This is a genomic window from Methylobacterium sp. FF17, assembly GCF_025813715.1.
Classification (GTDB): Bacteria; Pseudomonadota; Alphaproteobacteria; order Rhizobiales; family Beijerinckiaceae; genus Methylobacterium; species Methylobacterium flocculans.
Window position 1 is genome coordinate 4845662 of the sequence record NZ_CP107532.1, and the last position, 16839, is coordinate 4862500.

14 protein-coding genes (1 of these 14 running past the window's edge) are annotated in these 16839 nt (G+C 73.8%); 7 read left to right on the plus strand and 7 right to left on the minus strand.

What is annotated here, in order from left to right:
* Positions 1 to 133 precede the first annotated feature (133 nt).
* Both OF380_RS23205 and OF380_RS23210 read left to right on the plus strand, forming a co-directional pair.
* Entirely contained in the window at positions 134 to 1426 is a 1293-nt protein-coding gene (locus OF380_RS23205) for a metallophosphoesterase family protein (RefSeq protein WP_264048008.1), read from the plus strand.
* Between the two features lie 79 nt (positions 1427 to 1505).
* Entirely contained in the window at positions 1506 to 4952 is a 3447-nt protein-coding gene (locus OF380_RS23210) for a YhaN family protein (RefSeq protein WP_264048009.1), read from the plus strand.
* Positions 4953 to 5045: 93 nt separating this feature from the next.
* Here OF380_RS23210 and OF380_RS23215 read toward each other — a convergent pair whose 3' ends face one another.
* The 4 genes from OF380_RS23215 to OF380_RS23230 form a co-directional block, all read right to left on the minus strand.
* Entirely contained in the window at positions 5046 to 6164 is a 1119-nt protein-coding gene (locus tag OF380_RS23215; protein ID WP_264048010.1) for a hypothetical protein, read from the minus strand.
* 6 nt (positions 6165 to 6170) lie between these two features.
* Positions 6171 to 6836 (minus strand): adenylyl-sulfate kinase, encoded by a 666-nt coding sequence (gene cysC / locus OF380_RS23220; protein WP_264048011.1) that lies wholly within the window; start codon positions 6834 to 6836, stop codon positions 6171 to 6173.
* 186 nt (positions 6837 to 7022) lie between these two features.
* Complete coding sequence (locus OF380_RS23225) at positions 7023 to 8138, minus strand: hypothetical protein (protein WP_264048012.1); 1116 nt, start codon at positions 8136 to 8138, stop codon at positions 7023 to 7025.
* 53 nt (positions 8139 to 8191) lie between these two features.
* Positions 8192 to 9100, minus strand: a complete 909-nt coding sequence (locus tag OF380_RS23230; protein ID WP_264048013.1) for a LysR family transcriptional regulator — start codon at positions 9098 to 9100, stop codon at positions 8192 to 8194.
* Between the two features lie 123 nt (positions 9101 to 9223).
* Here OF380_RS23230 and OF380_RS23235 point away from each other — a divergent pair, with 123 nt between their 5' ends.
* The 5 genes from OF380_RS23235 to OF380_RS23255 all read left to right on the plus strand — a co-directional run bounded on the left by OF380_RS23235 (position 9224) and on the right by OF380_RS23255 (position 13775).
* Positions 9224 to 10183, plus strand: coding sequence for an ABC transporter substrate-binding protein (locus OF380_RS23235; protein ID WP_264048014.1), 960 nt, complete (start codon positions 9224 to 9226; stop codon positions 10181 to 10183).
* Entirely contained in the window at positions 10180 to 11064 is an 885-nt protein-coding gene (locus OF380_RS23240; RefSeq protein ID WP_404810498.1) for an ABC transporter permease, read from the plus strand. The genes OF380_RS23235 and OF380_RS23240 overlap by 4 nt, the downstream gene beginning before the upstream one ends.
* Positions 11065 to 11104: 40 nt before the next feature.
* Positions 11105 to 11884 (plus strand): ABC transporter ATP-binding protein, encoded by a 780-nt coding sequence (locus tag OF380_RS23245; RefSeq protein ID WP_264048015.1) that lies wholly within the window; start codon positions 11105 to 11107, stop codon positions 11882 to 11884.
* Positions 11885 to 12031: 147 nt separating this feature from the next.
* Positions 12032 to 12949, plus strand: a complete 918-nt coding sequence (locus OF380_RS23250; protein WP_264048016.1) for a polysaccharide deacetylase family protein — start codon at positions 12032 to 12034, stop codon at positions 12947 to 12949.
* Complete coding sequence (locus tag OF380_RS23255) at positions 12939 to 13775, plus strand: alpha/beta hydrolase (protein WP_264048017.1); 837 nt, start codon at positions 12939 to 12941, stop codon at positions 13773 to 13775. The genes OF380_RS23250 and OF380_RS23255 overlap by 11 nt, the downstream gene beginning before the upstream one ends.
* Positions 13776 to 13982: 207 nt before the next feature.
* Here the strand turns inward: OF380_RS23255 and OF380_RS23260 are convergent, their stop codons facing one another.
* The 3 genes from OF380_RS23260 to OF380_RS23270 all read right to left on the minus strand — a co-directional run.
* A complete protein-coding gene (locus OF380_RS23260; RefSeq protein WP_264048018.1) occupies positions 13983 to 14204 on the minus strand; it encodes a DUF6894 family protein in 222 nt (73 codons plus the stop codon).
* A gap of 783 nt (positions 14205 to 14987) precedes the next feature.
* A complete protein-coding gene (locus tag OF380_RS23265; protein WP_264048019.1) occupies positions 14988 to 16337 on the minus strand; it encodes an HlyD family type I secretion periplasmic adaptor subunit in 1350 nt (449 codons plus the stop codon).
* A protein-coding gene (locus OF380_RS23270) for a type I secretion system permease/ATPase (RefSeq protein ID WP_264048020.1) crosses the window boundary here: on the minus strand, positions 16337 to 16839 show its end. 1243 nt of this gene lie beyond the right edge of the window; the window shows 503 of its 1746 coding nt (coding positions 1244–1746); its start codon lies off the right edge, out of view — the gene reads right to left on this strand; it ends in the stop codon at positions 16337 to 16339. Before OF380_RS23270 ends, OF380_RS23265 begins: the two co-directional genes overlap by 1 nt.

Below are 16839 nucleotides of genomic sequence, written 5' to 3' on the forward strand. Positions count from 1 at the left end.
GCTCCGGGGCCGTCGCCGGGGCCTGCGTGCCGCAGCGTTGCAATCCTGCGCCAAACCCGCGACCTTGCGGCCCCTCCCCCGATCCCGGCCCGGCCCAGCCTCGCCCGGGCGGCCCCTGCTCCACCCGGAAACCATGTCCGCGTTCAGCTTCATCCACGCCGCCGACCTGCATCTCGGCAGCCCGCTGAGCGGGCTCGCCCTGAAGGATCCGGACATCGCCCGGCGCTTCGCCTCGGCTGGGCGCCGGGCCTTCGAGGACCTCGTCAGCCAGGCGATCGAGCGGCGCGCCGCCTTCCTGATCGTGGCCGGCGACGTCTATGACGGCGACTGGTCGGACAACACCATCGGGCTGTTCTTCGCCCGCCAGGTCGCCCGCCTCGACCGGGTCGGCATCCCGGTCATCCTGGTGCGCGGCAACCACGATGCCGAGAGCGTCATCACCCGCTCCATCACCCTGCCGCCCTCCGTGCGCAGCTTCTCCGCCACGCGGGCCGAGACCCACCGCCTCGACGCGTTCAAGGTGGCGCTGCACGGGCGCAGCTTCCCCAACCGGGCCGTGGAGGAGAACTACGCCCTGACCTACCCGGCCGCCCTCCCCGGCTGGTTCAATATCGGCGTCCTGCACACCTCCTGTACGGGGCACGCGGCCCATGCCACCTACGCGCCCTGCTCGGTGGCGGATCTGGCGGGGCGCGGCTACGCCTACTGGGCGCTGGGCCATGTCCACGAATACGCCGAGCTCGCCCGCGATCCCTGGATCGTGTTCCCGGGCAACCTCCAGGGCCGCAGCATCCGCGAGTGCGGCCCCAAGGGCGCCGTCGCCGTGTCCGTCGCCGACGGCCGGGTGCGGAGCGTGGAGCGCCTGATCGTGGATCAGGCCCGCTTCCACCACCTGGAGGTCGATCTCTCCGAGGCTTCGACCGAGCGCGAGGCGGTGGCGGCCATCGAGGCGGCCCTGCGCCCGCTCGGAGACGCCGCCGCGGCGCGGCTCATGGCCGTGCGGGTGCGCCTGCACGGCGAGACGCCGGCCCATGACCGCCTCGCGGCCGACCGCGAGGGACTCACCGCCGAGATCCAGGCCGCCGCCCACCGGATCCACGAGGACATCTGGCTGGAGCGCCTGAAGATCGAGACCGCCCGCCCGCGTCGGCCCCGCACCGAGGCGCGACCCGACGCCTTCGCCGCTATCGACCCCGCCACGCTGCTGGCGGCCGTGGACCACGATCCCGAGTTTCGCGCCCGCGCCCGCGCGGCGCTCGCCGAGATCACCGCCAAGATGCCGGGTGCCTCGCTGCCGGGTTCTTCGCTACCAGGTTCTTCGCTGCCGGGCGGTCTGGCCGAGGACGACCTCGCCGCCGATCTCGATGCCCTCTGCGCGGAGGCCGAGGCGGTGATCCTCGGGCGCCTGACCGGCCGCACCTGCTGAGATCGTCCCTGTGTCGCCGGTTTTGCAGGAACCGGCGACCGCGTCCGCGAAACCCGCTCCGTAACCGCCCAAGGTCCCGATGCGTCTCCTCAGCCTCGATCTCGAACGCTACGGCCCCTTCACGGGCCGCACGGTGAGGTTCCGCGAGGGCGCGCGCCTGCACGTGGTGCTCGGGCCCAACGAGGCCGGCAAGAGCTCGGCGCTCAGCGCCGTCACCGACCTCCTGTTCGGCATCGAGACGCGCACCCGCTACGACTTCCTGCACGACATGCCGCAGATGCGGATCGGGGCGGAGATCCGCGCCGCCGACGGGCGCCGCCTCGCCTTCCGCCGGCGCAAGGGCACCCGGAACACCCTGGTCGACGCCGCCGACGGGGCCCTGCCCGAGGATGCGCTCGCGCCCTTCCTCGGCGGCCTGTCGCGCGACGTGTTCTGCCGCGCCTTCGGGCTCGATGCGCGCTCGCTCCGGGCGGGGGCGGCGGAGATGATGGACGCCGAGGGCGAGGTCGGCGCGAGCCTGTTCGCGGCGGCCTCGGGCCTGCGCGGCTACAGCGGCCTCCAGGCCGAGCTGGAGGCCGAGGCGGCCGAGGTGTTCACCCCGCGCGCCAGCCAGAAACGCACGTTCTACCAGGCGCTTGGCCGCTACGAGGAGGCCCGCAAGGCGATCCGCGCAGGCGAGCTGCGCGCCGGGGATTGGCGCGACCTCAACGGCGAGATCGAGGCGGCGGGCGCGCAGCTCGCCGAGATCAAGGCGGCGCGCGGGCGCATCGCCGCCGAGCAGGCGCGGCTCGCCCGGCTGCGCCGGGTCGGCCCCCTGCTCCAGGCCATCGACGGGATGGCCCAGCGCGCCGGGGCCGAGCCCGACCTCGTCGCCGTGCCGGACGCCTGGATCGACCGGCTCGGCGCGGGGCTGGCGGCCCTGCGGGCGACGGGGGAAGCCGCGGCCCGGACCGGGGCCGCCGCGCGCGAGGCGGCGCTGGCCCTCGAGGGGGTACCGGTGGACGAGGGCGTGCTCGCCCGGGCCGACGAGATCCTGGAGGCGTTCCGGGGCATCGACCGGTTCGACAAGGGCGGCATCGACCTGCCCCGCATCCGGGGCGAGGCCGACGGGTTCGGGCGCGAGCTGGCGCATCTTGCTGCACGCATCGGCCTGCCCGATGCGGAGATGTTGCGCGCCCGCCAGCCCTCCGATGCGGCCCGCACCCGCATCGAGGGTCTGATCCGCGCCGGGCGCGAGGACGCGGCCACCCTCGGCCGGCTGAGCCAGGACCGGGACGCCCGCCGGGCCGAGCAGGAGCGGCTCGCCGCCGCGATGGCGGGGGCGGGCGGGCTCGCCGACCCCGCCCCCCTGCGGGCCGACCTCAAGGCCTTCGCCACCCTCCGGCGCGACCTCGACCGGCGCGAGGACCTCGACGCCTCGGTGACGCGCGAGGCCCGCTCGATCGCCGCGCAGGCCGCCCGGCTGAGCCCGCCGGTGCCGGACCTCGCCGCCTACGCGGCCGGGCGCCCGCCCTCCGCCGAGGCGGTGGCGCGTTTCCGGCGCGACCTCGACGCGGAGGCGCGGGAGCGCGACCGGGCCGCCGACCGGCGCGCGGCGGCGGGGGCGGCGGTGGCCCAGCGCCGGGCCCGCCTGCGGGCCCGCGAGGGTGGACGGCCGATCCCGAGTCCGGCGGACCTGCGCGCGCTGCGCGCCGCCCGCGACGCCCTGCTCGCCGCCCTGCCCGGCGGCGCGCCCGACGCCTTCGCCCGCTTCGGCGCGGCCCTCGCCGCCGCCGACCGGGCCGCCGACGACCTCGTCAGCGATGCCGCCCGCGTCGCCGAGCAGGCGGCCGATGCCCGGAGCCTGGAGGCCGAGGAGGCCGAGGCGGCGGCCGCCGCCGAGGCGCTCGCCGCCTGCGAGGCCCGCCTGGCCGAAGGGGCAACGGCCTGGCGCGAGGCCTGGGCGCCCTGCGGGATCGTGCCCGCCGCCCCGGTCGAGATGGCCGCCTGGCTCGGCGAGGTCGAGACGCTCCTCGACGACGCCCAGGCCCTCGAGACCACGCGCCTGGAGGAGGCCCGCACCGCCGCCCGGGTGGAGGCCTGCCGGGCGCCGCTGGCCGACCTCAGCCGCCGGGCCGGGCTCCCCGAGCTCGCGGGCCTCGATGTCGGGCGGATGCTCGCCCGGGTGGAGGACCGGGTCGCCGAACTCGCCCTGCGCTGGGAGGCCGTGCGCGACGCCAAGACCCGCGCCGCCAGCGCCGCCGAGCAGATCGCCCGCACCGAGGCGGCCCTGGCCGAGGCGCGGGCGCGGGCCGCGTCCTGGCGCGAGGGTTGGGGGCCGGCGCTCGCCGGCCTCGGCCTGCCTCCGGAGGCCGGCCCCGACGAGGCCGAGGCGGCGCTCGCCGCCTGGCGGGCGGTACCGGCGGCCCTGGCCGAGCGCGACAACCGCCTCGGCCGGGTCAACGGCATCGTCCGGGACCTGGAGACTTACCGGGACGCGGTTGCGCGGCTGATCGGGGCGGTGGCGCCGGATCTGGCCGGCCTGCCGCCCACCGCCGCCATGAAGGCGGTCCACACCCGCCTGCAGAACGCCCTCAAGGGCGAGAGCCGGCGGGCGGAGCTGGCGCGCCAGCGCGCGGCGGCCGAGGCGGCGGGCGCGGCGGCGGCCCGGGCGGCGCAGGCGGCGCGGGCCGACCTCGCCGCCCTGCTGGCCGAGGGCCCGGCCCTGCCCCCGGACACCGACCCGGAGGCCCTGCATGCCCGCCTCACCGCCCGCCGGGCCTGGGAGGCGGAACTCGCCGAGCGCCGGGCCGAGCTGGCGCGGGCGGGCGACGGCCTGCCGGAGGCGGCGTTGCGGGCGGACCTCGCGGCGCTCAGCGGCGACGACATCGAGGCGCAGCTCGCCAACCTCGCGGCCGAGGCGGACGACCTCGACAGGAGCGGACAGCGCGCCTTCGCCGACCGCGACCGCCACGAGCGCCGCCGGGCCGAACTGGAGGGCGGCATCGGGGCCGAACTGGCCCTGGCCCAGCGCAAGGCGGCCGAGGCCGAGCTGCAGGCGCAGGGGCGGCACTGGGCGGTGCTGAAGCTCGCGGGCCTGATGCTCGGCACCGCCATCGGCCGCCACCGGGCCGGCCAGCAGGACCCCCTGCTGACCCGCTCCGGCGCCCTGTTCGGGGCCCTGACCGGGGGCGCCTTCGCGGGCCTCGCCCAGGATTACGACGCCGCCGACACCCCCCGCCTCGCCGGCCGCCGCGCCGGGGGCGAGCTCGTGCCCGTGGAGGGCCTGAGCGAGGGCACCCGCGACCAGCTCTACCTCGCCCTGCGGCTGGCCTACCTGGAGGATTACGCCACCCGCTCCGAGCCCGCTCCCTTCGTGGGCGACGACCTCTTCCTCACCTTCGACGACGCCCGCACCGCCCACGGCCTCGAAGCCCTGGCGGCGGTGGGCGACACGATCCAGCCCATCCTGTTCACCCACCACCGCCACGTGGCGGAGCTGGCCCGGGACCGGCTCGGGGATGCGGTGGACGTGCTCGACCTGTGAGGGGCGGGGCGGATCGCGGCCCGGAACCGGCCGCCGGGGAGCGGACCGTGTCGATCCGGGCGACGTCCCTCCCGCAGGGGCTCCCGCAGCCCCTCAGGTCACCCGCCAGCCCCGGTAGCCGACGAGCGGCGCGGCCCGCACGGTCCCGGCCTCGGCGGCGTCGCGCAGCCGGCTCCACCAGTGCAGCGGAATGCGGAAGTCGTGATGGGCGAGGGTGCGGTCGACGAGGCAGGCGACCTGCGCCTCGGTCTCCGGGGTGAGCGGCCGGCCGGCGAGCTCGTTCGGGGGCCGCGGATCGGCATCCCGCACCACCGACGCCCAGGGCGCCCCCCAGACCCAGCGGGCGAAGCGGTCGTTCGCGGGTCCGAAATGGGCGTCGATGCGCGCGAGCACGGCCGGATCGTCGCCCCGGAACGGCGTGGCGTCCCAGCCCCGGACCCAGGCCTCGCCGTCGATGAACCGGCCGATCTGGCGGGGATGGACCTGGGCCTGCCGGTGGACTCCGAGGCGGCGGAGGCGGCGGCTCGCCTCGACCGCGAGGGGACCGGGCGAGCGGTTCTCGACGCGGTCGCGCTCGTCGGCCCCGATCAGGTGGCCGATCCGCCCGGTGAGATCGGTCGCCGCGACGAAGCGCTCCACCAGGGAGCCCGCCGCGCGCCGGTCCCGCAGCGGAAGGGCCCGGATGCGGCCGTCGGCGGCCGCGATCCAGGGTTCGACCAGGGCGCGATAGTCGAAGCGGGCGGAGCGCCAGGATTGCCGCGCGAAGGCGCGGAACGGGCGCAGCTCGCGGATCATCTGGGCCCGGTGGCTGTAGAGGGAGTTGAGGTGCTCGGAGGGCGCCTTCACCACGACGGCGACCTCCATGGCGAAGCCGTGTCGGCTCAGGATCGCGCGCAACTGCTCCGGTACGCCGAAGCGCCGCTGCTGCTGGGCGAAATCCTCGTAGGACAGGATGACCGTGTCGGCCTGCGTCCCGGCGAGGGTGCGCGCGAGGGACTCGAGGCATTCCGCACGCTCGCGGGCGGGGCGGCGCCCGTCCAGGGTCTCGCCGAAAGCCTGGTGATTCGGATCGTCCCAGGTCACCGAGCGCGGCTTGATCTCCGGGTAGAGCACGCCGTGGCGGACGAGTTCGGGCCGCAGGTGGGTCAGGACGGTCTGCAGCGACGTCGAGCCGGTGCGCGGCATGCCGATATGGACGAGACAGCGTCGCATCGCCGGTCAGACCGCGGCCGGGGCCAGGATACCGGGGCGCGTGCCCGCGACGGGCGCCCGCCGCGCCGCCGCACCCCCGGGCCAGGCGCTGAGCCCCAGCAGCACGTCGACCAGCGGGCGCGCCGATTCCGCGATGCTGCGGTTCTCGGTGACGATGGTCAGGTCCGGGTTGCCCGGCGGCTCATAGGGCGCGGAGATCCCGGTGAAGTCGGGGATCTGACCCGTGCGGGCGCGCCGGTACAGGCCCTTCGGGTCGCGGGTCTCGCAGACCGGCAGGGGCGTACTCACGAAGACGTCCATGAAGGGGAGGTCCCCGGCGATGCGGCGGGCATTCGCGCGCTCGGCGCGCAGGGGCGAGATCAGCGAGACGAGGACGATCAGCCCGGCCTCGGCCATCAGGGCCGCCGCCTCGGCGGCCCGCCGCACGTTCTCGTCGCGATCCTTCGGGCTGAAGCCCAGGTCGCGGTTGAGCCCATTGCGCAGGGTGTCGCCATCGAGGACCACGGTGTGACGCCCGCGGGCGGTGAGGGTCCGGTCGACCGCATCGGCGATGCTCGATTTCCCCGATCCCGACAGACCCGTGAACCAGGCTATGACCGGCCGTTGCCGAAGCTGAATCCAGCGGGATTCGCGCGGCTGAAGGATGTGCGGCGTCAGGTTATTCGATGTCATCAATTTAACCCAGCGTATCACTGTCGACAGGTTATCGCGGCGCGTTCGAGAAATTCAACGATTTCACGGTTTCTGGATTTTTCTGGCCTCTGGTTACGTCAGAAGACAGTATTCGTTCTTTCCGATCCGCGCACGTGTTCGCGTTCGACCGGAGGATCGTTGACACCTCCTTTATGTGGGAAATTATCACACGTCAATCGTGCGGGTGGCTTTCGGAGGCTGGACTTCCCTCCGTCCAGGCGCGGCGGCGGGCCGTCGCCAGATCGCCCGGCCCAGCAGCAGCCCGAGCCGCCGGCAGAACAGCGCCACGCCGAGGCACCACATCACCCCTGCCAGCAGGGCGCTCGCCAGCTTCACGAGGCCGCTGACGAGGGCCAGGGCCCCGCGTCCGAGGAGTGCGAGGGTGGCGCGGGTGCGGGGGCCGAGGCGCTCGGCGAGGCGGACGGCGCGGGTGACGTCGGCCGGGTCGCGGGCGAGACCGAGCACCTGCATCACCCCGCGCTGGCCGGTGCGGCGGCCGAGCGCCACGGAATCGGCGGCCAGCCCGGTCAGGCGTGCCACCGCGCCGGGGCGCACCGCGAGGCCCGCGGCGGCGCGGGCGCCGGCGAGATCCAGGCGGGCGGAGGCCGTGACGGCGCGGGCCAGGGCCTCGCGGTCGAGGCCGGTGCGCAGGGTGCGGCCGAGGCTCACGGTCAGGGCGGGCGAGAGCCGGCCCCCGCGCCGGGCCGCCTTCAGCACGGTCATGCCGGCGCGCGCGCCCGCGCCCGCGCCCCCCGCCCAGGTGGCGGCGGTCAGCGGCAGGCCCACCAGCGCCATGCCGAGCACGAGGGCATCGTAGGGTTCGTTCCGGGCGTAGCGCCCGCCCTCGCGGAGAAGGTCGCGCACGTCCCCGATCCCCGTGACGTCGGCGGCGAGCGACCCGGCGAGGCCGGCCGTCCCCTCCGCCTCGCCCGAGACGGCGCCGTGCGCGAAGTCCCGTGCGGCGCGCGAGACCCGGTTTCCGGCAAGGGCCTCGACCCGGGCGCGGCGTGCCGGATCGATGGCGATGCCACGCGCCTCGGCCAGCGCCAGGAAACTCTGGGCCAGGTCCTCGTCCTCGGCCGCGAGGGCGGCGTCGAGCCCCGCGCTCAGACTCTCCGGCGTGGCCGCGCGCTCCAGGCGGATCTCGGCGAGCGTTCCGGGATCGTCGGCCGCGCCGAGGAGCCGGCCCGCCAGGATCGCCGGCGCGACGACGGGGGCGGCCGCCACCGCCAGGGTCGCGCCACCCGCGAGCAGGCCGATCCAGGCCACCAGACCGCGCATGCGCCCCACCCTCCGGGTTCTCGCGACGACGGGATGCGGCCCGCGCGTCCGGCTCAACGTTCCGGTCCACCGTAGCGCTGATGCAGGCGGCCGGCGAAGCGGTCGGCGAACTTCGCCGTCGCCACCGGCAGGGTGCGGCCGCGCAGCTGCGCCAGGATCAGCGCCATCGGGTCCAGATCGCGGGGGTCGATGGGGCGGGAGCACAGGCGCGGGTCGTCGGGGATGCCGCTCGGCACCTGCAGGCTGACCGCGTCCTCGCGCAGCACCAGGTTGCGCAGGAATTCGAGCGAACTCGATTCGATGACGGGCGCGAGCGGCGTGCCCCGCCGCGCCAGCGCCTCGTCGAGGTGGTGGCGGATGGCGAGCGAGCGGTCCGGCAGCGCCAGCGGATGCGCGAGGCAGTCGCGCAGGCGCACCGGCCCGGCTTCGGCGGCGAGCGGATGCCCCGCCCGCACCAGGGCGCACAGGGTCTGGCGGCAGGAGAACAGCACCTGCATCTCGGCGGAGGGCGGCGGCTGCAGCACCAGGGCGAGGTCCGCCTCGAACCGGGCCAGCGCGGCCACCGCCTCGGCGTGATCGCGCACCTGCACGGAGAAGGTGACCTGGGGGAACTGCGCCCGGTAGGCCTCCACCTCGTCCGGCACCACGTGGGTGACGAAGGCCTGGCTGCAGGCCAGCGCCACGTGGCCGCGCCGGACGCCCGAGAGGTCGGCGATCTGCGAGCGCACCCGCTCCAGGTCCGCGCGCTGGTCGCGGATGTGGCGCACCAGCAATTCCCCCGCCGCGTTGAGGCGCATCCCCTGCGCCACCCGCTCGAAGATCGGCGTGCCGAGCTCGTATTCCAGATCCTGGATCTGCCGGGTCAGCGCCGAGGGGGTGATGTTGAGCCGCTCCGCCGCCCGGCGGATCGCCCCGTGGCGGGCGACTTCCGCCACGTAGGTGAGGATGCGCAGATGCTTCATCGCGGGGCCCGGCCGGTGTCCCCTCCCTGTTGCCCCGAACGCAACGGCCCGGTCAAGAAACAGCACTCGTGCGCAACACCGCTGCTCCCTAGCATGGGCCTGAAATCCCGCCGGAGCCTGCCCATGATCCGCCGCCGTACCCTTCTCGCCGGCCTCGGCGCTGGTCTCCTGTCCGCGCCCCTCGGCATGGCGCGCCCGGCGCGCGCGCAGGGGACGACGGTGATCCGGATGGGCTCCCTGAAGCTGATCCACTCCATCGCGCCGCATTTCTACGAGCAGTTCACCCCGGCCGGCTACCGGGTCGAGGTCGTGCCCTTCGAGAGCCCCACCGAGTGCAAGAACGCGGTGGTGACGCAGTCGGTGGAGTTCGGCACCTTCGGCATCGCCGCCGGCACCCTCGGGGCGGCCGCCGGCGAGCCGCTGGTCATCATCGCCTCCACCTGCAATCGCGGCATGGCGATCATCGCCAAGAAGGATGCGGGCATCGCCACCCTGAAGGACCTGAAGGGCAAGCGCGTCGCCCTCTGGCCCGGCTCGACCCAGGAGGTCTTCGCCCTGGAGCGCCTCCGCCAGGAGGGGATGAGCGTCAAGGACATCACGCCGGTGCGGATCTCGTTCTCCGAGATGCACATCGCGCTGGCGCGCGGCGACATCGACGCCTACGTGGGCGCCGAGCCGGCCCCCGGCGTCAGCCTCGCCAGCGGCATCGGCAGCCTCGTGGAGTATCCCTACGGCACCGAGATGGGCGCCCTCAACATGGTGTTCGGCGCGCATGCCGAGACCATCGCGAAGAAGCCCGAGATCGTCCGCACCATGCTGGAGATCCACCGCAAGGCGACCGACTACGCGCAGGGCAACCGCGCGGCGATGATCGCCATGGCGGTGGCCAAGCTCGGGCAGAAGCGCGAGGCCCTGGAGCTCTCCGCCCCCAATGTCGAGCTGAAGTGGAAGCTCGGCGAGACCGAGATCGCCCAGGCCAAGGTCTATGCCGACCGCATGCTGGCCCTGAAGCAGATCAAGCGCCTGCCCGACTTCGCGACCTTCATCGACACCCGCTTCGTCGACGCCATGAGGGACGCGTGAGCGCCGCGCCGGCCGCCCTCGCGGCGGCGCCCGTGCCGGAGGCGGCGCCCCGCCCGCGCCTCGCGCTGCCGTGGATGCGCTTGCCTTGGGCGCGTCTGCCTTGGGGACGTTTGCGCGAGGCCGCCCTGGCGCTCGCCATCCCCGCCGGACTCGCCCTCGTCTGGCATCTCCTCACCACCGGGCGGCCCTACAGCCTGATCCCGCCGCCGGCCGAAGTCTGGACGGCGCTGGTCGACCTCGCGGTGGGGGGCATCAACGACGACGCCTTCAGCGCCACCCTGCTCACCCATCTCGGCGCCTCGCTGTCGCGGGTCTTCGGGGGCTTCGCCCTCGCGGTGCTGTGCGCCCTGCCGCTGGGCCTCCTCATCGGCCGGGTGCCGCTGATGCGCCAGCTCCTCGACCCGACCTTCCAGATCCTGCGCCCCGTGCCCGTCACCGCCTGGCTGCCGCTCGCCATGATCCTGTTCGGGCTCGGGCCGCGCTCGGCCTACTTCCTGGTCTTCCTCGGGGCGTTCTACCCGATCCTCGTCAACACCATCTTCGGGGTGCGCTCGGTGGAGCCGCGCCTGTTCGAGGCGGCCGCGATGCTCGGCTGCCGGGGCTCGGCCCAGTTCCTCCGGGTGGTGCTGCCCGCCGCCCTGCCGTCGATCTTCACGGGGCTGCGCCTCGGCCTCGGCTTCGCCTGGGTGGTGATCGTGGTCGGCGAGATGACCGGGGTGCAGACGGGGTTGGGGGCCATCATCATGGAGGCGCGCCAGCTCTCGCGCACCGAGATCGTGATCTGCGGCATGATCGTCATCGGGGTCGCCGGCTTCCTGTCGGACCGAATCGTGATGGCGCTGGGCCGCCGCCTCCTCGCCTGGAGTCCGTCTCATGGTTGACCGTGCCTATGGTTGACCCTGCCCATGCTTGAGGTGTTCCATGGCTGAGCCCACCCTGCCGATCCTCGACATCCGCGACGTCGGGAAAACCTTCGCGGTCCAGGGCAAGACCATCACGGCCCTGAAGGGCGCGAATCTGAGCGTGAAGCGCGGCGAGTTCATCTGCCTGCTCGGCGCCTCGGGCTGCGGCAAGTCCACCCTGCTGCGCATCGCGGCCGGTTTCGAGACCGCCTCGTCGGGGGAGGCGTGCATGTGGGGCAAGCCCATCGCGGGGCCGGACCCCTCGCGCGGCATGGTGTTCCAGGATTACGGCCTGTTCCCCTGGCTGAGCGTGCGCGACAACATCGGCTTCGGGCCGAAATCGCGCGGGCGCCCGGCGGCGGAGATCCGGGACACGGTGGCCCGCTACATCGACCTCGTGGGTCTGGGAGCCTTCGCGGACGCGCATCCGCACCAGCTCTCGGGGGGCATGAAGCAGCGCGTCGCCATCGCCCGGGTGCTCGCCAACGAGGCGGAGGTGGTGCTGATGGACGAGCCCTTCGGGGCGCTCGACGCCATGACCCGCGAGCGCCTGCAGGACGAGCTCCTCGACCTCTGGAGCCGCACCGGGCTCACCGTGCTGTTCGTCACCCACGCCATCGAGGAGGCGATCTTCCTCGCCGATCGCGTCGTGGTGATGTCGCCGAGCCCGGGGCGGATCGACGCCGTGCACGACATCGCCCTGCCCCGGCGCCGCGACGTCTCCAGCCCCGCCTTCAACGACATCCGCCGGATGCTCTCGGCCCAGCTCCACAGCCACCACGGCCGCGTGGCGGCGTGAGGGGAGGCGCGTAACACGGCGCTCAACCGTCGCCACGCGTCCACGAGTCCCGAAAGCGGGCCTTCCCCTCCCCGCAAGGGGGAGGAGAACCGGGCGGCGCCCGTGACGCGGGCTCGCATCCCTCCAGAACAGATCCCGCGAACCCCCATGACCGAACCGGACTTTTCCGATCCCCGCCGGCCCGAGCATCGCCTCGCCTACCGGGCCGCGATCGACCGGCCGCGCCTCGCCCTGCCGGGCGGCAAGCGCGTGGCGCTCTGGCCGGTGGTGAACGTCGAGCACTGGCTCATCGACAACCCGATGCCGCGCCAGGTCCTGGTGGCGCCCACCGGCGCGGCCCTGCTGCCGGATCTCGCCAACTGGGGCTGGCACGAATACGGGATGCGGGTCGGGTTCTGGCGCGTCCTCGCGGCGTTCGAGGCGCGCGGCATCCGCCCGACCCTGTCGATCAACGGCTCGGTCTGCGAGGCCTATCCCCGGGTGGCTGAGGCCGCGCACGCGGCCGGCTGGGAGTTCATGGGGCACGGCTTCCACCAGGTCCCGACCCAGCGCATCGCCGACGAGCCCGCCATGATCGCCCGCACCCTCGACGCGATCCGGGCGGTGACGGGGTCGAACCCGCGCGGCTGGCTCGGCCCCGGCCTCACCGAGACCCTCGACAGCCCGGACCACCTCGCCGCCGCCGGCCTCGACTATGTCGGCGACTGGGTGGTGGACGACCGGCCCTGCCGCATCGTCACCGCGACCCGCCCGCTCATCACCCTGCCCTACTCGGTGGAGCTGAACGACATCCCCCTCCTGGCGATCCAGCACCACCGCGCCGACGAGTTCGTGGACCGGGCGCTGGCCCAGCTCGAACGCCTCGCGGCGGAGGCGGCGGGCGACGGCCCGCTCGGGGGCGCCAAGGTGATGGGCTTCGCGATCCACCCCTACATCACCGGCGTGCCCCATCGCATCGGCCTGCTGGAGCGCCTCCTCGACGCGTGCCTCGCCCGCGACGACGTCTGGTTCGCGCAAGGGGGCGACCTCGTGGACTGGTACCGGGGCACCGGCGATGCGTCCTGAGGCGGATTGGCGGACCCTCGACCGCGCGGCCCTGAGCCGGGCCTACGACAACACCGGCGCGGTGGCCGACAGCGCCGCCCGCCTCGCCGACTGGGCCGCGCGCAGCGCCCGGCTCCGGGCGGCACCCGGCCACGCCCTCGACATCCCCTACGGCCCGGGCCCGCGCAACCGCATCGACCTGTTCGCCTGCGGCCGGCGGCACGCGCCGCTCCTGGCCTTCATCCACGGGGGCTACTGGCAGCGCAACGCCAAGGAGGGCTTCGCCTGCATGGCGGAGGGGCCGCTGGCCCTGGGGATGGACGTGGCGCTGATCGGCTACACCCTGGCGCCGGAAGCGTCGCTGACGCGGATCGCCGACGAAATCCGCGCGGCCCTCGGCACCCTGCGCGCCCGGGACGCGGTCGCCGGCCTCGCGCGCCGGCGCCTCGTCGTCTCCGGCTGGTCCGCCGGCGGCCACCTCGCCGCCCTGGCGCTCGCCTGGCCCGAGGTCGATGCGGCCCTCGCCGTCAGCGGGGTCTTCGACCTCGCGCCCATCGCCCGGACCACCCTCGACGACGCCCTGCGGCTGACCCCGGACGAGGTCGAGGCCCTGTCGCCGATCCGGACGATGACGGAGCGCGCCGCGCCCCTGGTCGTCGCCCACGGCGCGCGGGAGCTGCCGGAATTGCAGCGGCAATCCCGGGCCTACGCCGAGGCGCGGGCGCAGCGGGACCTGCCCACGCGGCTGCAGGCGATCGCCGGGGCGGACCATTTCTCGATCCTGGAGGCGCTGCGCGCGCCCGGCGGAACGCTGGCGCGGGCGGCCGCCGAACTGGCCGGGGCATGAAACTGTTTTCGCGCCGCCATCCTCGCCAAGGGTTCGTCCTCGGCAAGACCTCGTGCCAGCCAAGACGGCGTGCCCGGCAAGACGGCGTGCCCGGCAAGACATCATTCTCGCCGAGAACTCAGTTGCCATCGCGAAAGCATCAAAGGTTAAGCTGTCGACGGACCACATAAACAACATGTGATATGGAATTTTGTCAGCTTGGCCGGTTTATTCGCTTGGCAAGATCTGCAGGCGGTGTAACTCCTGTCCCCTGCTATCCTTGATCACCAGATCCCAGGGGCCGTCCACATCCTGCAACTCGCCGGTGCCGCGCAGTTCCTCGATCACGATCGCGGCCTGCTCGATGGCCTCAGCGAGGTCCGCCGCATCGGCACCCTCGGGGTCGGGCATCGTGATCCGGCCGTCGGTCAGGTCGAAATGGAAGCGCATGGAGGGAACCGCTTTCCGGAACACGGGACGGCGCACGTGTGAAGGATTCGATTCCAACGTGGTGCGACGTGATCCCATTCGCGCGCATGCCATCATGCGTCGGGCCAGTTTTCGCCGAACAGATTTTTCGCCAAAGGAGCGCCAGGATGCGGGAAGACAGGAAAGACGATGCCCGACGGGCACATGTGTCTGTCTCCCGCCCCCTTGCTGACCTCTCGGATCGTGGGCGTGCCGGCACGGAATAGCAATTCCCCCACAATGGGCCCTTGACGTCGGCCGTCAGTTGTTTCCCGATGCTTTTGTGCGCTGCGGCGTGAGCAATCGGGGTAGTCGGGAAGGAAGGTCGGATCGATGATGGAAGCCCAGGAACACCCCGCCGTTCAGGCGGCCTCGTTTCTCGCACAGAGACTTCCGATCCTGCGGGCCCATATCCGGACGATGGTCAGGCGCCTGAACGACGGGACGAAGCCCCGCGACTGACGGGGTTTTACGGGCGCGGTCCTCGGTTGCGGGGCAAAAGCCCGCTCGGGGCGCTCGTCCCCGCGCCGGCCCGCGCGTTCGCCCGGGGATCTCGCAAGCGCGAAGGCGGGTCCCGGATCCGGGATCGGGACATCCGGGCACATCGCCCGGATGTATTAGGACGGACGCGCGGAAGCGCCGGCGCGATCCCTGCGACAGGCGGTCACGAGGCCGGCGACGGGCGGCGCGATCCGTCGCCCCGCTCGCTCGGCGCTCCCGCCAGGCCCCAGCGCTCCCGCCAGGCCCCAGCGCTCCCGCCAAGCCTTAGCGCTCCCGCCAAGCCTTGGCGATCTGGTCCGACAGCGGCTTGATGAGGTAGCTCAGCACCGAGCGGTCGCCGAGCTGCACGAAGCTCTCCACCGGCATGCCGGGCACGAGGCGGGCGGTGCCGAGGCGCTGCTTCTGGTCCTCCGGCACCCGGATGCGGGCGACGTAGAAGCTCATGCCCGTCTTCGGGTCGGTGGTCACATCCGCCGAGACCCGGCTCACCACCCCGTCGATCTCCGGGGTGAGGCGCTGGTTGAAGGCGGGAAAGCGCAGGACCGCCGGCTGGTTGAGGCGGACGTTGTCGATGTCCTGCGGCTGGATCTTCACCTCCACCGCGAGCTGGTCGGCCTCGGGCACGATCAGCATCGCGGGTTCGGAGGGCGTCACCAGGCCGCCGATCGTGTGCACCGTCATCTGGTGCACGGTGCCCGATTGCGGAGCGCGCATCTCGATCCGCTTGAGCTGGTCCTCGGCCGCGACGCGCTTCTCCACGAGCTCCGACCACTTGCCGCGGATCTCGGCGAGATCCTTGCCGGTCTCGGTGCGCATGTCGCCGTCGATCTGCAGGATCTGCAGCTCGGTCTCGGCGATCTTGCCCCGGGCCGAGGCGATCGAGGCGGTGAGCTGGCCGCGCTCGCCGTCGAGGCGGGCGGCGTCCCGCTCCAACGCGTTGACGCGGGCGAGCGAGACGAGGTTCTTGGCGTAGAGCTCGCGCACGCCCGTGAGTTCGCCGGTGATGAAGCCGATCTCGCGCGCCTTGGCGGCGACCTGCTCGGTGAGCCCCTTGATCTCCTCGCGCAGCTGCTGGACGCGCTCGCGCAGCTGGGCCTTCTGGCCCTCGCGGCCCGCCACGCGGGAGGTGAACAGCCGGGTCTCGCCCTCGATCAGGAGGGCCACCGCCGGCTCGCTCGCCTGGCGGGCCAGGAGCTCGCGCGGGAAGGTGATGCGGGCCGCCCCGTCGCGCTCGGCCTCGTTGCGGGCGCGCCGCGCGGCCAGCTCGTCGAGGGCCTTCAGGACGATGTCGAGGCTGGACCGGACCTGGGTCTCGTCGAGGCGGATGAGCACGTCGCCGGCCTGGACCCGGGCGCCCTCGCGCACCAGCAGCTCGCCGACCACGCCGCCGGTGGGGTGCTGCACCTTCTTGACGTCGGACTCGACCACGAGCTGGCCCGGCGCGATCACCGCTCCGGAGATGTGGGTGAAGGTGGCCCAGCCGCCCACCCCCAGCACCAGCACCGCCCCGAAGGCGACGCTGAGGGCGAGGTGGCGGCGGATCGACCCCTGCGCCGTGGGGCGCGGGGCCATCAGGGCGGGCATGCCGTTCAAGGGGCTTACGGCGGTGGCCATCACGCGCTCTCCTGCAGGGAACCGGGTTGCGCGCCCCCGGCGCGGGTCTCGACGGGAACCGAGGCCGGGCGCAGCACGCGCTTCAGGACCTCGTCCTTGGGGCCGAAGGCCTGGGCGCGCCCGTCGGCCATCATCAGGATGAGGTCCACCGCCGCGAGGGCACTCGGACGGTGGGCGATGACCACGCAGATGCCGCCGCGCTGGCGCACCCCGAGGATCGCCTGCGTCAGGGCGTTCTCGCCCTCGGCGTCGAGGTTGGCGTTCGGCTCGTCGAGGATGACGAGGAACGGGTTGCCGTAGAGGGCGCGGGCGAGGCCGACGCGCTGGCGCTGGCCGGCGGACAGGCCCGCCCCGCCCTCGCCGATGCGGGTGTCGTAGCCCTCCGAGAGGCGCAGGATCAGGTCGTGGACCCCCGCCGAGCGGGCGGCGGCGATCACCGCCTCGGAGGGCGCGGTCGGATCGAAGCGGGCGATGTTCTCCGCCACGGTGCCGGCGAACAGCT

Excerpts from the sequence above, each read along its gene's own strand:
- OF380_RS23205 (WP_264048008.1), top strand. The coding sequence starts at position 134 with ATGTCCGCGTTCAGCTTCATCCACGCCGCCGACCTGCATCTCGGCAGC.
- OF380_RS23210 (WP_264048009.1), top strand. The coding sequence starts at position 1,506 with ATGCGTCTCCTCAGCCTCGATCTCGAACGCTACGGCCCCTTCACGGGC.
- OF380_RS23215 (WP_264048010.1), bottom strand. The coding sequence starts at position 6,164 with ATGCGACGCTGTCTCGTCCATATCGGCATGCCGCGCACCGGCTCGACG.
- cysC (WP_264048011.1), bottom strand. The coding sequence starts at position 6,836 with ATGACATCGAATAACCTGACGCCGCACATCCTTCAGCCGCGCGAATCC.
- OF380_RS23225 (WP_264048012.1), bottom strand. The coding sequence starts at position 8,138 with ATGCGCGGTCTGGTGGCCTGGATCGGCCTGCTCGCGGGTGGCGCGACC.
- OF380_RS23230 (WP_264048013.1), bottom strand. The coding sequence starts at position 9,100 with ATGAAGCATCTGCGCATCCTCACCTACGTGGCGGAAGTCGCCCGCCAC.
- OF380_RS23235 (WP_264048014.1), top strand. The coding sequence starts at position 9,224 with ATGATCCGCCGCCGTACCCTTCTCGCCGGCCTCGGCGCTGGTCTCCTG.
- OF380_RS23245 (WP_264048015.1), top strand. The coding sequence starts at position 11,105 with ATGGCTGAGCCCACCCTGCCGATCCTCGACATCCGCGACGTCGGGAAA.
- OF380_RS23250 (WP_264048016.1), top strand. The coding sequence starts at position 12,032 with ATGACCGAACCGGACTTTTCCGATCCCCGCCGGCCCGAGCATCGCCTC.
- OF380_RS23255 (WP_264048017.1), top strand. The coding sequence starts at position 12,939 with ATGCGTCCTGAGGCGGATTGGCGGACCCTCGACCGCGCGGCCCTGAGC.
- OF380_RS23260 (WP_264048018.1), bottom strand. The coding sequence starts at position 14,204 with ATGCGCTTCCATTTCGACCTGACCGACGGCCGGATCACGATGCCCGAC.
- OF380_RS23265 (WP_264048019.1), bottom strand. The coding sequence starts at position 16,337 with ATGGCCACCGCCGTAAGCCCCTTGAACGGCATGCCCGCCCTGATGGCC.